The sequence below is a fragment of the Paenibacillus sp. FSL P2-0322 genome, from assembly GCF_037975315.1.
Classification (GTDB): domain Bacteria; phylum Bacillota; class Bacilli; order Paenibacillales; family Paenibacillaceae; genus Paenibacillus; species Paenibacillus polymyxa_B.
On record NZ_CP150243.1, the window covers coordinates 2,671,951 to 2,685,678 of the forward strand.

14 protein-coding genes are annotated in these 13,728 nt (G+C 44.1%); 8 read left to right on the forward strand and 6 right to left on the reverse strand.

From position 1 onward, the window contains the following. Positions 1–17: 17 nt before the first annotated feature. Positions 18–944 carry an AEC family transporter gene (locus tag MKY24_RS11775; RefSeq protein WP_023988474.1) on the reverse strand — a complete coding sequence of 309 codons (927 nt, stop codon included), beginning with the start codon at positions 942–944 and terminating at the stop codon, positions 18–20. Between the two features lie 209 nt (positions 945–1,153). Continuing rightward, positions 1,154–2,047 (reverse strand): rhodanese-related sulfurtransferase, encoded by an 894-nt coding sequence (locus tag MKY24_RS11780; RefSeq protein WP_023988475.1) that lies wholly within the window; start codon positions 2,045–2,047, stop codon positions 1,154–1,156. A 210-nt stretch (positions 2,048–2,257) separates the two neighbouring features. Between MKY24_RS11780 and MKY24_RS11785 the strand changes: the two genes are divergently transcribed. The 4 genes from MKY24_RS11785 (at position 2,258) to MKY24_RS11800 (ending at position 7,670) form a co-directional block, all read left to right on the forward strand. Further along, positions 2,258–3,547, forward strand: a complete 1,290-nt coding sequence (locus tag MKY24_RS11785; protein ID WP_023988476.1) for a glycoside hydrolase family 27 protein — start codon at positions 2,258–2,260, stop codon at positions 3,545–3,547. 225 nt (positions 3,548–3,772) lie between these two features. Further along, positions 3,773–4,816, forward strand: coding sequence for a carbohydrate kinase family protein (locus MKY24_RS11790; RefSeq protein ID WP_023988477.1), 1,044 nt, complete (start codon positions 3,773–3,775; stop codon positions 4,814–4,816). Positions 4,817–4,913: 97 nt separating this feature from the next. Next, positions 4,914–5,609: an adenylate kinase gene (locus MKY24_RS11795; protein WP_028541375.1), complete on the forward strand. Its 696-nt coding sequence runs from the start codon at positions 4,914–4,916 to the stop codon at positions 5,607–5,609. A 321-nt stretch (positions 5,610–5,930) separates the two neighbouring features. Then, entirely contained in the window at positions 5,931–7,670 is a 1,740-nt protein-coding gene (locus MKY24_RS11800; RefSeq protein ID WP_339202036.1) for a proline--tRNA ligase, read from the forward strand. Here MKY24_RS11800 and MKY24_RS11805 read toward each other — a convergent pair. After that, positions 7,667–8,431 carry a fused MFS/spermidine synthase gene (locus MKY24_RS11805; RefSeq protein ID WP_028541373.1) on the reverse strand — a complete coding sequence of 255 codons (765 nt, stop codon included), beginning with the start codon at positions 8,429–8,431 and terminating at the stop codon, positions 7,667–7,669. The two genes, MKY24_RS11800 and MKY24_RS11805, sit on opposite strands and share 4 nt — an antisense overlap. 218 nt (positions 8,432–8,649) lie before the next feature. Here MKY24_RS11805 and MKY24_RS11810 point away from each other — a divergent pair, with 218 nt between their 5' ends. Continuing rightward, entirely contained in the window at positions 8,650–9,369 is a 720-nt protein-coding gene (locus MKY24_RS11810) for a YebC/PmpR family DNA-binding transcriptional regulator (protein ID WP_013310214.1), read from the forward strand. Positions 9,370–9,462: 93 nt separating this feature from the next. Then, the gene (locus MKY24_RS11815) at positions 9,463–9,639 is read left to right on the forward strand and encodes a hypothetical protein (RefSeq protein ID WP_226887860.1); all 177 of its coding nucleotides are present in this window, start codon (positions 9,463–9,465) and stop codon (positions 9,637–9,639) included. A 64-nt stretch (positions 9,640–9,703) separates the two neighbouring features. Here MKY24_RS11815 and MKY24_RS11820 read toward each other — a convergent pair whose 3' ends face one another. The 3 genes from MKY24_RS11820 to MKY24_RS11830 all read right to left on the reverse strand — a co-directional run bounded on the left by MKY24_RS11820 (position 9,704) and on the right by MKY24_RS11830 (position 11,815). After that, the gene (locus MKY24_RS11820) at positions 9,704–10,894 is read right to left on the reverse strand and encodes an oxalate decarboxylase family bicupin (protein WP_023988481.1); all 1,191 of its coding nucleotides are present in this window, start codon (positions 10,892–10,894) and stop codon (positions 9,704–9,706) included. 88 nt (positions 10,895–10,982) lie between these two features. Continuing rightward, complete coding sequence (gene ybaK, locus MKY24_RS11825; protein ID WP_023988482.1) at positions 10,983–11,462, reverse strand: Cys-tRNA(Pro) deacylase; 480 nt, start codon at positions 11,460–11,462, stop codon at positions 10,983–10,985. 17 nt (positions 11,463–11,479) lie between these two features. Beyond that, the gene (locus MKY24_RS11830) at positions 11,480–11,815 is read right to left on the reverse strand and encodes a ribosomal protein L7/L12 (protein WP_023988483.1); all 336 of its coding nucleotides are present in this window, start codon (positions 11,813–11,815) and stop codon (positions 11,480–11,482) included. A gap of 313 nt (positions 11,816–12,128) precedes the next feature. Here MKY24_RS11830 and MKY24_RS11835 point away from each other — a divergent pair, with 313 nt between their 5' ends. Continuing rightward, positions 12,129–13,037: an ROK family protein gene (locus MKY24_RS11835; protein ID WP_025721092.1), complete on the forward strand. Its 909-nt coding sequence runs from the start codon at positions 12,129–12,131 to the stop codon at positions 13,035–13,037. Positions 13,038–13,072: 35 nt separating this feature from the next. Then, positions 13,073–13,681 carry a DUF1349 domain-containing protein gene (locus tag MKY24_RS11840; RefSeq protein ID WP_013310225.1) on the forward strand — a complete coding sequence of 203 codons (609 nt, stop codon included), beginning with the start codon at positions 13,073–13,075 and terminating at the stop codon, positions 13,679–13,681. Positions 13,682–13,728: the final 47 nt, after the last annotated feature.

Sequence of the window (13,728 nt, forward strand, 5' to 3'; positions counted from 1 at the left end):
AGAGTCTTTTTTGCTCGCTAACCTGCTACCAACATAATCAGAATAGGCAAAATCAGGAATGAGGCAAGCGTGCTCCACAGGATGCAGGTGGAAACCAGTTTTGGCGATGCATTAAATTTTTCTGCTAAAATGACAGCATTCACAGCAACCGGCATCGAGGCCAAAATGAAGAGAACGGAGAACAAAAGGCCTGAAATTCCCAGTATCAGCATAGCAAGACAAGCCGCAAGCGGCGAGAGCAGAAGCCGAATTGTTAGTCCGGCATAGCTGGCTTTTTTAATAGACGACTCCAGCTTGAATATTTTTACATAAGCCACCTGGGTACCAAGGATCGCAAGCACGACTGGAGAATAGGCGGCAGCAATCATCGAGACGCCTGACTGAATCCCTGAGGGAAGATGCCAGTCCAGCAACCGCAATCCCATGGCAAGTAGAGCTGCATAGATCGCAGGAAGTGAAAACACCGACTTAACAGCACTTTGAATAGAAAATTCAGAGCGGGCTGCAAAGTAAACGCCAATGGTATTGACCATAATCATCTGGATGACGACATACACGGAGGCTTTATCCAGACCGAGCTGCCCAAAGGCAAGTAAAATAAGGGGCAGGCCATAATTTGCACTATTGGTCAGCGTAGAGATTAAGGTAAGTCCAGCCGTTTCCGGAGTGCTCAGTCTAAAGATTTTCCCCGCTAATTGTGCAATTCCCCACAACAGCAGCAGGTTCAGTATTGAAAAAGCGGCAGTCTGCGCCACATCATGCCAGGAAAGCTGTGCTTTGAGTAGCGTGTCCAGAATCATTGCGGGGCTTAAAAAATATAAATACAAAGTCGAGAGCGGTTTCGTTTCCAGCTTCATGAATTTGCCGAGTAAAAATCCGGCGATCACCGGAATGGACAGCGGAACGATAACGGATAATAGAGTTGAAAGTACGATTTGAATCATGAATTCCACCCATCCTTTCTGTAATGACATTTTCCATTATAAGACGCTACTTTCGAGCCCGTCCAAGATGAAAATACAATCAAGGTCATAGGTACATACTATGAAGCTTTCGACACTTATTGTGAAAACAACAAAAGGGATGCCCACAGCCATGTTGAACGGCTAATAGGGCATCCCTCTTGTTATAATGAACCAATGATGCTGCTAATTTATGCAGTAGCCACGGTTTCCGCTTTGATTCGGCAATCGTCAGAGCAATAGTGCTGATGCTGTTCTTCGCAATCCGGACATACGATATGCTGGAGATTGCACACCGGGCAATTGATATAATGATCGCTAGGCGTTTCACAATGGAAGCACTTGCCAACAATGACGTCCTCATCCGTATGATTGATCGGAATCGAGATTCGTTCGTCAAACACGTAGCATTTACCGTCAAATAAACGTCCTTGTACTTCCGGGTCCTTGCTGTAAGTCACAATGCCGCCATCCAACTGGCCTACATCGTTAAATCCTTCTTTGATCAGAAGACCGGACAACTTTTCGCAACGGATACCTCCGGTGCAGTACGTCAAGATTTTCTTGTCCTTGAACTGAGTCATATTGTCGCGAATCCATTGTGGAAATTCACGGAACGATTCGACTTCGGGGCGAATAGCCCCACGGAAATGACCGATGTCATATTCATAGTCATTACGTCCGTCCAGAACAACTACATCTTCATCTTGAAGCTGTTCATAAAACTCCTTTGGTGACAGACGCTTACCGCTAATTTCATTAGGGTCCAGCTCATCTTCATGACGCAGCGTAACAAGCTCCTGACGATGGCGTACAAATATTTTCTTGAACGCATGACCGTCAGACTCATCTATTTTAATAACGATATCGTGGAATTTCGGATTGGCGCGCAAATCACGCATATATTGCTCAGTTTGCTCTACTGTACCAGACAGTGTTCCGTTGATTCCTTCCGCAGCAATCAAGATTCTTCCCTTGACGCCCAGCTCCTTGCAGTAAGCCAGATGCTCTGCCGTAAAGGTGGCAGGATCTTCAATGTTGACATATTTGTAAAACAACAAAATTCGATAAGCATGTTCACACACGTAAAATCACCCTCTGATTCAAGTCAAAGTTTTTTAACAAGCAATTTTAAATGTACCACATTCTTTAAGTTAGTCAACTTAAATGTATAAAAAGTGGAAATGGAAAAGATGACGAGCGACAAAAGTAAGGGTTTACATTATAATAGTAACGTAGTACTGAGGGGATTTTTAGTAGCAGGATGAGTTATACTAGATGAAAGGATGAATGAAATGAAACATCATTTGACAGCGCATACACCACCTATGGGGTGGAATAGCTGGGATTGCTACGGTGCAGCAGTACGGGAAGAGGAAGTACGGGGAAATGCTCAATATATGGCGGAGCACCTGAAGGAATATGGTTGGGAATATGTCGTTGTAGATATTCAGTGGTATGAGTCAGGAGCAGTATCTTCACAGTATCGCCCGTTTGTCCCATTGGAAATGGATTCATTTTCACGTCTTATTCCAGCGGTGAATCGTTTTCCTTCGGCAGCAGATGGACGAGGCTTCCAAGCTCTTGCGGAATATGTACACGGACTGGGATTGAAATTTGGTATACATATTATGAGAGGCATCTCCCGTCAGGCGGTGCACCAGGATACCCCGATTTTGGGAACCACAGCCACGGCGAGACAAATTGCGCATCCCAACTCTATTTGTCCTTGGAACACAGATATGTATGGGGTAGATGCATCCAAGGAGGGCGCACAGGAGTACTATAATTCATTGTTTGACCTGTATGCGGAATGGGGTGTGGATTTTGTCAAAGTAGATGACATTGCTGCATCACGTCTCTATGGTATTCATTTGGCGGAAATTGAATTGATTAGGCGAGCTATCGCCCAATGCGGACGTCCGATGGTGTTGAGTCTATCGCCTGGTCCGGCACCGCTGGAGCATGCATCCGATTTAATCGCAAACGCGAATATGTGGCGTATGACGGATGACTTCTGGGATGTATGGCCTTTACTGTATGGTATGTTTGAGCGCTGCGAAAAATGGGCGGAACATGTAGGTCCAGGTCACTGGCCGGATTGCGACATGCTACCACTGGGTCATCTGGGTATTCGTTCGGTAGATTCGGTAGATTCCGGCAGCCATGACCGATGGACACGCTTTACGAAGGATGAGCAGCTAACGATGATGACCTTGTGGAGCATTTTCCGATCTCCACTGATGTTCGGGGGGGAACTGCGGGATAATGATGCATGGACCCTTTCCTTGCTAACTAATGAAGAAGTGTTAAATGCTCATCACAACGGTTTGAATGCGCGGCAGGTGTATAGAAAGGATGAACATATCGTTTGGACTTCACATAACGAGGAAGGTCATGTATATGTAGCTTTGTTTAATGCTGGAGATGAAGCTTCAAAGGTGCGTGTATCCTTAAAAGACCTTGGCATTGAAGCGCATCCAAATGCCAGAGATTTATGGAACCATGTAGATTTAGGTGTTTTAGCACAAGAACTGTCCGCAGATTTACCTCCTCACGGAGCAGCTCTATTCATTTTGAAATAATGTAAGGAAGAACTATGCGCAGTTCCAACCCAAGCACCTTATCGTAAAAGTGGAAGGCATCTTTACGATAGGGTGTTTTTTTGCATGTGTAACTTTAGGATATTTTAACGAACTCGACATTATTCTTGGGAATATGACATTTGGAACGTGTTAATTTTATATAGTGCCTATTTCTGTACAAATTTAAATCATTCTAACGAATAGACTCGAGAAAGGAGTCAAATGATGAAATTAAAAAAAATCCACAAAAATGAACAGGACGAGCCTTGGCCCTCTAGCAAACCAATATTATGTATCGGGGGGGCCAATCTGGATCGTAAAATCATGATTAAAGGTACATTTCAGCTTCATACCTCCAATCCGAGCAGTACAAGGCTGCAATCTTGCGGTGGGGTAGCACGAAATGTAGCTGAAAATTTAGGGAGGTTGAGCCAGCGGGTCAGCCTGCTAACTGCGGTTGGAGACGATGCGGAAGGTGAATTTATTATCGAGCAGTCCAGCCGTTACATGCACGTGGTTCCTCTGCAAGTCAAAGGTGAACCGTCAACTGGAGTTTATACTGCCTTGCTGAACGAGCGTGGTGAACTGATTGTAGCGACAGCAGAAATGGAGATTTATGATCAGATTCGTCCTTCAGTAATTTTTGAAAATGCTCCTTTAATCGCCTCGTCCCGACTGGTTCTGCTGGACACTAATTTCTCTATGAACGTAATTGCGGCCACCATACATGTCTGCCATGAGCATCGGGTTCCGATTGTCGTTTCTTCGGTATCAGCCTCCAAGATGAGAAAGCTTCCCCGAAATTTGCATGGGGTGGAATGGCTGGTATGTAAACCGGTGGAGGCTGAAGCCTATTTGGGGCTAGAACTTACAGATGATCAGCATATGTTGGATGCCACCCGGATTTTTCACAAACTTGGGGTTCAAAATGTCATTTTTATCTGCGGTGCTGATCGTGTTTTGTACGCCTCTCAGGATGGAACTCATGGACAAATTCCTATGCATCCTGTTCAAGAGGTCATTGATGTCACAGGCGCAGATGATGCTTTTATTGCCGGGATGATTTATGGTATTACCCAAGGTTATCCTATGGAGCAAGTGTGCCAATTTGGAATTAGCTGTGTCGACTTGACCCTGCAAACGGATCGGACGGTTTCAGAGACCCTTTCTATGAATAAACTCCATTCTAGGTTTCAGGAGCTGTATGGCACACATTCGCAAAATTTTGTGTTTTTCAAGGGCGTGTATTTTAAAAAGAAAGATACATAAGTAATCAAGAGAACTCTACCCTACAACAACGCGTATTTGGAGCTTCACGTACGTAATGGCCTCAATTATTGAATTTGTAAAAGGAGCATGTTGTCTGATGGACAGTGTGAAATACGTAATTGTTTTTCTGCCACTGTGCCTCCTTTATTTGCTTTTAAAGGGAGGTTCTTTGGTAGTAGGTTTACTCTATCGATTGATCTATTCCATGCGGCCCTTACATGCAGGACAGGATAACGAGTTTCGTGCTGTGCAGCACGCTAAACGTATTATCGTGATCGGCTCGCCGGGAAGCGGTAAGACTTTTTTGGCCAAACGTCTTTCCATGTGGACTCAATTGCCGTATATCTCTTTGGATGATTTGTATTGGGGCCCGGAGTGGAAGCGGAGCACTGACAAACAATTTCTCAAACAGCTGGGTGAAGTGCTCCAAAGGGAAGAGTGGATCATCGAAGGGAATTATCATGAGCGTTATTTTACCGAGCGACTCCAGCGCGCCGATACGATCATTGTAATGGATGTTAGTACGCTTGAAGCAATAACAGGCGTTATCACACGTTCGCTCAACCGTTTTCTGTTTTCCAAGGAGCTACCTAAAGGAGTGAAGGAGGAAGCAGTTCGTATTTGGGATATTTCGCCTCGCTTTGTCCGTTTTGTTCTGGGTTTTCGCAGGCGTATTCGTCCTAAAATCTGGCCGCTCATTATGCAATATGGTAACCAACGGAATTTGATTATCTTGAAATCTAAATATCGTTCATGTCCCTGGACAGCTCCAGATAGACGATTATCTCCTTGACTAGAACTTACGTTTCGTGTAAAGTGGTGAAAATTGTAATATATAGGAATAGTGTAGACCAAGGATCAAAGGTTCAATACCCGCTGTACAGAGAAGAAACTCATGGGCTGAAAGGTTTCTCGCCGCGAATGAACGTTTCCCTGCCTTGCGAGCTGTAGCGGTTTGTAAGATAAACCGTTACCGGCTAGACGCCGTTATCTGATGAAGGACCGTTCCGTGTATGGTTACGGTCAAATTAAGGGTGGTACCACGACACATTCGTCCCTGACGGATGTGTCTTTTTGCGTACATTTTATCGTCCATACAAGGAGGTAGCTACACATGCGCCAAAGCCAATTATTACTGACAACCTTGCGTGAAGCACCCGCAGAGGCCGAAGTGATCAGTCATCAGCTTATGCTGCGGGGAGGATTTATCCGCCAACTGGCGGCTGGAATGTACACCTACATGCCACTGGGCAGACGGGTGCTCAGAAAAGTAGAGCAAGTCGTACGGGATGAAATGGATCGCGTAGGGGCTGGGGAACTGCTGATGCCTGTATTGCAGCCAACGGAGCTGTGGCAAGAATCAGGGAGATACGATGTTTACGGTCCTGAGCTGATGCGTTTGCAAGATCGGCATGATCGGGAGTTTGCTTTGGGGCCTACACATGAAGAGGTCATTACGTCTTTAATACGAAATGAAGTGAATTCTTATCGCAAATTGCCTGTAACCCTGTATCAAATTCAAACCAAATTTCGGGATGAACGACGTCCTCGATTTGGCCTGCTTCGCAGCAGAGAATTCTTAATGAAGGATGCCTATTCGTTTGATGCACATTGGGAAGGACTAGATCATACCTATTGGACCATGTTTCAGGCATATCATCGCATTTTCACCCGCTGTGGTCTGAATTTTCGTGCTGTAGAAGCAGATGCGGGTGCCATTGGTGGCGAAGGTGAAACCCATGAATTTATGGCTTTAGCTGATATTGGAGAGGACACAATTGTAGCATGTACCTGCTGTGAATATGCAGCTAATCTTGAAAAAGCCGTGGCGCGGTCGACGGGGGAAATAGAAATAGCCCCAGTCTCAGATGAAAATGAACATGTCAGCCATCCTTCTTTCGATACAGCTAAAATGGAAAAATTCCATACTCCAGGTCTGCGTACAATAGATCAACTGGTTGAATCGCTTCACATAGAACCTGAAGAAATCATCAAAACACTGATTTATATGGCTGACGATCAACCTGTTGCTGTAGTTGTCAGGGGTGATCATGAGGTCAACGAAGTGAAAGTTAAACATATTTTAGGTAGTGAAAAATTCGAAATAGCAAGTGCAGACACTGTGTCAAAGGCGACTGGAACCCCCTCGGGGTTCATAGGCCCATGCGGATTGACGATCCCTATGTGGGTAGATTACGCCGTTGTCCAAATGTCCAGCGGTATCGCAGGCGCCAACGAGCTGGATTATCATTATCGACATGTGAATCCAGTGCGCGATATAGATCTTCGGCATGTGGCTGACTTGCGGAATGCCATAGAAGGGGATAGATGTCCTCGATGTGACGAAGGGGAATTGAAACTTCATCGTGGGATTGAGATCGGACACGTATTTAAACTAGGCACCAAATATAGTGAGAAGCTGGGTGCGACTTTTCTGGATGCTTTCGGAACTGAGCAAGCGATGATTATGGGCTGCTATGGCATTGGCGTATCCCGGATCCTTTCCGCCATTGTAGAGCAAAATCACGATCAGAACGGAATGATATGGCCTTATGCGCTGGCCCCATTTCAAGTTCATATTATTCCGATTTCTGTGAAAGACAGGCTTCAGATGCAAATAGCCGAGAAATTATACAACCAGCTGCAGGATCGTGGCGTGGAGGTGCTGCTGGATGATCGGGAGGAACGGCCCGGGGTTAAATTCAAAGACTCCGATTTAGTAGGTATTCCCGTGCGCATCGTCGTTGGTAAAGATGCCGAACACGGGAAAGTAGAGTTAGTGGAACGAAAAAGCTGCAACAAAGAGACGATTCATATCGAAGATGTAGAGAGACGAATATTGGAACTACACTAAGCATCTGTATCCCGTAGAATATGACCTTCTCCAAGTGTAATCTCATGAAAGTCCGCCATCTGACGTGCCTGAAACCGGATGGGCTTGTCCCGACCAATCATAATGATATTTTGAATGTCGGCAGCGCCTTCCGAGGGGAGCGAGAAAGTTGTGACATAGGCGAATTCTTCACGCAACGTTGTGTGAATGGCATTGATCAGGTGGTCGTGTTCACTTTTGCCCATTAAATTCATGATCAGGGAGCCTTCGGAATCCAGCTTTTCTTTGGTCATCTTGAAAAATTCCCAGGATATTAAATGCAAGGGTGTACCCTGCTCCGTGAAGGCGTCCAAAATAATATAGTCATAAGCATCCGGCGCTTCCTTCTCCAGAATGCGTCGTCCATCGCCAACAGTCACATTATCCTGATCGTATCCAAAGAATGTTCGGCTGAACTCTACGACTTGTGCATCCAGCTCGGCAATCTTAAAGCGTTTATCTGTAAAATGACCCGCTATTGTACCTATACCGTGCCCAATAACAAATACATCTTCAAATGACGGATCGTTTAGCTCCATGAGATGGATGATTGCTCTCGGATATTCGAACACAATGCGTTGCGGATGATTCAAGTCCACCGCGCCTTGGACGGCTGTATTTGAAAACTGCATTACTCGAAATAATCCCTTTTCACCATACAGCTCAGTGGTTTCGTATACTGTGATTTCATGATTATGGCTCAACTTTTTGTACAAGACATCCAAGTGAATGATCTCCTTCAAGTCAGACTTCCTCCTCATCTTAGAGATTGATAGGGGGATTGTCCATAGATGAGGAGAATTGAAAGTTCACATTTCCAAGCATCCCTAATTAGGTAGAATTGTTTATTTTTCCATAACGGAGTTGTTTGAACTTGTTCGTATGTCCTTTAGGAGATATAATATACAAGGATATAATGAAGTTCGTTGTGTATATTCATACAGGAAGAGAGCGGGATATTATGGGACGTAAGTGGAATAACATTAAAGAAAAGAAGGCATCCAAGGATGCTAATACGAGTCGTATATATGCTAAATTTGGCGTGGAAATTTATGTGGCAGCCAAACAGGGCGAACCTGATCCTGAATCCAATCGGGTATTAAGAGTCGTTTTAGAACGTGCAAAAACGTACAATGTACCCAAAGCAATCATTGACCGTGCTATTGAAAAAGCAAAAGGTGCTGGCGATGAAAACTACGTAGAGCTTCGTTATGAAGGTTTTGGACCGAACGGTTCCATGGTCATTGTAGATGCACTGACCAATAACGTTAACCGTACAGCATCAGATGTGCGTTCTGCTTTTACTAAAAATGGCGGTAGCTTAGGCGTGAGTGGATCTGTAGCCTACATGTTTGATTCAACAGCAGTTATTGGTCTGGTGGGTAAAACCGCAGATGAAGTGCTGGAGCTGCTGATGGAGGCAGATGTAGAGGTACGTGACATCATTGAAGAAGATGAAGCCGTCATCGTATATGCAGAACCTGATCAATTCCATGCTGTGCAGGAAGCTTTCAAACAAGCAGGAGTGACTGAGTTTACCGTTGCGGAGCTCACCATGCTTGCCCAAAATGATATTTCTCTTCCAGAAGATGCACAGGTTCAATTCGATAAATTGATTGATGCATTAGAAGATTTGGAGGATGTTCAGCAGGTTTACCACAATGTAGACTCTGAGGAATAGTCTTTGTTAATTAGTTTATAAAAACACCGTATTCCGATACGGTGTTTTTTTTGTATAGTCATCACCGGACCTCAGTCGCTAATCTTTGGCGGAGTGGCTGAGATTATCGGGAAAGTAACAGGCCAACCGATTCAGCATATCTCGTTGTCTGATGAAGAGTTGGAAGTGGGAATGGTTCACGCTGGAATGCCTGAAGAGTATGCAGATATGTTGGCGGGATTGGATAGAAGGATACGTGAAAATGGAAGTAATAATGAAGGGGGCAATTGAATCAACCCGTCATATTCAAAAAGAAGGTTCACTGATCTAGTGGCGAGCGTGATACCGTTCCCGGTTATTTCTTTTTAGGGTCATAAGAATAACCAGGATATTTGACGACGGGCCATTTTACCTTTCGTAAATTAGAGATCACATCAGTACCTACATGTAAATTACTCTGAATCAGTTCTGTGGGGGTAAGAGCCATCCATTGATTTAGTGAAACATCCGCAAAACGGTCACTCTTAAACATTTCAAGAAACCATAGTGAGCTAGAGCCAGTATTTTGAATATAATGACCATAAGCAAAAGGCACATATCCGACATCTCCGGCTCTAAAATCAAATGTGCGGGCCGCGCCATTACCACCAAAGACAGTCATCCGTCCTTGCCCTGTAAGATAGTATTGCCATTCGTCATTATTGGGGTGCCAGTGCATTTCTCGCATGGCTCCGGGCTCAATCTCAACAAGGGCGGCTGCAATGGTTTTGGAAATCGGAAAATTGGAGGAGTCAACGATTCGTACGCTTCCGCCCGGCGTTTTGATTGGGGGCTGGGCTAGTAATTCATGCTTGAAGGATTGGGGCAATGTCCCGTAAGGAGAGGGAACAGCTTGGCTTTGGATTGAACCGGGAACGGAATCCTGATAGATGTATACTTGATCTTGAGGAATCGCTGCAAAATCAGCTTCTGGTACACCAAAATTTGCAGAAAGTACGTCTTTGGGAGTATGTGCGAACCAATCCGAGATGGATAGGGTGTTCAGATCGGAGAAACTGCCATCATCAAAAACCAGCAAAAATTCGCACCCATCCTCAAGCCCCTGTATAGAGTGCGGAATGCCAGGAGGAAAATACCAGAGATCCCCGGGACCCACATCAGCAATAAAATTACGTCCATTTTGGTCAACTGCCGTAATGCGAGCACTTCCCAACAGCATATATGACCATTCCGCCTGCTGATGCCAGTGAAGCTCACGTACACCACCCGGTGTTAAACTCATATTCACTCCGGCAAGGGTTGTAGCAATAGGTAATTCCCTTACTGTTACTTCTCTTGACCACCCACCATGATTAAGCTGCATATGAGCATCAGAAAAAGAAAATCTCATATTTGGAATGAGACCATTGTCCGTTACGGGGGGAACCAGCATATCAGGATTCTGTAGATCCCTCATCACATCACGTGGACCCTTGTCGATACCCCCAGCACCATCACTTCTGATGGGTTGGGGGATTCTTGCATTTTTCGGGCAATCATTATGCATCATTAGATCTTCCTCTCCAGGTTGAAGCTTGATGAAGTATGGGATAAGAGAAAATACGCATAAAGATTTTATGATCATGTGGTGAGTTTTATGCTGTATGCGTCAGATCTGTAAACTGTGCCTGAATGATTAGAGCTAAATCGTGTGGACTCAACTCCAGTTGGGTCCCAATTTTCCCACCGCTCACAACGATGGCTTCCAGTTCCAATGCAGGCTGGTCGATAAAAGTGGGGTAGAGCTTTTTCATTCCTATGGGGGAGCAGCCACCGCGAATATATCCCGTATACTTTTGCAAATCCTTAACTGGAAGCATTTCAATTTTTTTCTCTCCCGCGGATTTGGCTGCTTTTTTGAGATCAAGCTCTTTATGTACAGGAATCACAAAAACAAACAGATTTTGTTTGCCATGTGCAACCAAAGTTTTGAAAACCATTTCCGGGGCTCTCTCGATTTTCTCAGCCACATTCATCCCGTCTATTTTTCCGTCTTGATGATCATAACTCAAAATATTGTATTGTATATGTTGCCCGTCCAATATGCGCATGGCGTTTGTTTTGCTGGCACTCATCTTATTTCTTCCTTTCTTTAGAGTTTTTCCAAGTGATCCACATAATCCTTTGCATCCTTAAGGGAAAGATCCTTAGCGGTTCTCAGCTCTTTTATGGCTTGAATCTTTTTACCTTCCCTAATTAGCAGGAGCAACCTTTCATTGATATCTTCTGAAGCTCCTGCATCTAGAATATGTGGAGGAGTGGCAGCGATGGTACCTGACAGCGATGCGCCTTGTATTCCTGAACGATTTTCAAGACGCTCCACGTCGGATTTCAAGTCATTAAGCCGAGATTGAAGGCTGTAGACCTTAATTAAAAGTATGACGGAGAGGAGCAACGCGATTATTGCTATATACTCAATAGCTGACAACAGAATCCCCCCAATTTCACTTAGTTTCATCGCAAAGATGCCGCACTAAAAATTTGATTCTTATTTCTAGTATAGCATGATGATCGAAGAGAAGAGGAAAATGTGTACAAATTGACTTTTTGCAGGCAGAGCGTTATATTACAACTTATTATAAACCTTTTAATAAATACTGGAAAAGGAGTGTATTCAAATACAACCAGTCTCCAATAATACCATTCGGGTTAAACAAATTAATGTAGAGTTAGTTAAAAACACACTGAAATCCAAGGAATATGCAACCAAGTCATCCATAGCCAGTATCACAGGTCTTAGTGTGGCAACTTGCGGAAATATTCTGAATGAGCTTCTTCAAACCGGGGAAGTATTAGAGACGGAATTGGAAGAGTCGAATGGCGGACGTCCGGCTAGACGTTACAAATATAACGCTGACTATTCTTATATTATCTGTTTAAATGTGAAAACGGAAGGCGGTATACATTCTCTTACTTATGCTGTTGCCAATTTGCTTGGTGATATCATCATCGAGAATACTTCCAATGTGCCTCATATTGATTATGAGGTCATAGAAACCCAAATTGGAGAGCTGATTAATAACTATGGAAACGTCAAAGCCATTGGGATTGGCATCCCCGGGGTTGTTCATCAAGGGATTATCGATGTTTGTGATCTCGACCTGCTCATAGGAGTCCCTGTAGGTCCACGGCTTCAAGATAAATACGGATTAGAAGTTACCATTGAAAATGATATGCATTTGACAGTCTACGGATTTTATAACATGCAGAATTATGATGAGGATAAAACCTTTGCTATTGTTACGTTTCCCAAAGACAATTTCCCTGGCGCGGGTTTTATTGTCGATGGACATTTGTTAAAAGGAAATACCAAATTTGCTGGGGAGGTTTCCTTCTTACCCTTTGATTTAACAAGAGAGGAACAGCTTAAACAGTTAAATAGCACAGAGGGATTTGTTCCTTTGGCGATCAAAACGATAACTTCCATTATTGCGATTATAGATCCTGTATCTATCGCTTTGACTGGAGAGTTATCCAAGCCGACTCTGTTGGACGATATTTATAACGGCTGTCTAAAAGATGTACCCAAAGAACATATGCCCGAGATTTTTGTGAAAAACGATACACATGATGAATACATGCGTGGGTTGATTTCGGTGACCCTTGAAAGTCTGACGTACAATTTGCAATTGGTGGAGAAAAGGAAATAGGGCATCGTTCAATAAAGAATGAGAGGATGAGATTAATGACTCAAAAATCGATTGCATGGACTACAGGGACATGGACTAATCACCCTGTATCATCCATAGAAGAAGATCAGTTCCTTAAAGTTGAAACCAGAGAAGGAAGCGACTACTGGGAAAAAACTTTGTATGGATTTGAACGCAGTAGCGGACATTCCCTGCTTACAGACTGGGAAGAAGGCTCTGCCATCGAAGTCACGTTTCAATTAGGCTCATTTACGGAGCTCTACGATCAGGCAGGTATAATGCTGTATCAAGGACAGCAAAAGTGGATTAAAGCCGGAATCGAATTAAATGATGGAATTCCTCAACTGGCAGTCGTAGTCACGGATGGCTATTCCGATTGGTCATTAGCTCCTGTACCTGATTGGGTAGGGAAAAATGTGACGATTCGTGCTTCACAGCTACAGGATGCAGTTATCATTAGAGCTCGAACCGAAAATCAAAGCTGGCGCACCGTACGTGTAGCACGTTTTCCTTATGAAACGGGACAACAGGCGGGTCCTTTTGCCTGCGCGCCGACTCGAGCCGGCTTTCAGGTTATCTTTACTCGCTGGGTAAGCACTGAACCAGATAGAGATATTCATGTAGATCCGCCATTTGAAGAATAGCCATTTTACTCAATAATAGAAGAGTTATAAATATGGGAGTAATTATT

Coding starts and splice junctions, on each gene's coding strand:
- MKY24_RS11775 (WP_023988474.1), bottom strand. CDS start 944: ATGATTCAAATCGTACTTTCAACTCTATTATCCGTTATCGTTCCGCTG.
- MKY24_RS11785 (WP_023988476.1), top strand. CDS start 2,258: ATGAAACATCATTTGACAGCGCATACACCACCTATGGGGTGGAATAGC.
- MKY24_RS11795 (WP_028541375.1), top strand. CDS start 4,914: ATGGACAGTGTGAAATACGTAATTGTTTTTCTGCCACTGTGCCTCCTT.
- MKY24_RS11840 (WP_013310225.1), top strand. CDS start 13,073: ATGACTCAAAAATCGATTGCATGGACTACAGGGACATGGACTAATCAC.
- MKY24_RS11790 (WP_023988477.1), top strand. CDS start 3,773: ATGAAATTAAAAAAAATCCACAAAAATGAACAGGACGAGCCTTGGCCC.
- MKY24_RS11810 (WP_013310214.1), top strand. CDS start 8,650: ATGGGACGTAAGTGGAATAACATTAAAGAAAAGAAGGCATCCAAGGAT.
- MKY24_RS11800 (WP_339202036.1), top strand. CDS start 5,931: ATGCGCCAAAGCCAATTATTACTGACAACCTTGCGTGAAGCACCCGCA.
- MKY24_RS11820 (WP_023988481.1), bottom strand. CDS start 10,894: ATGCATAATGATTGCCCGAAAAATGCAAGAATCCCCCAACCCATCAGA.
- ybaK (WP_023988482.1), bottom strand. CDS start 11,462: ATGAGTGCCAGCAAAACAAACGCCATGCGCATATTGGACGGGCAACAT.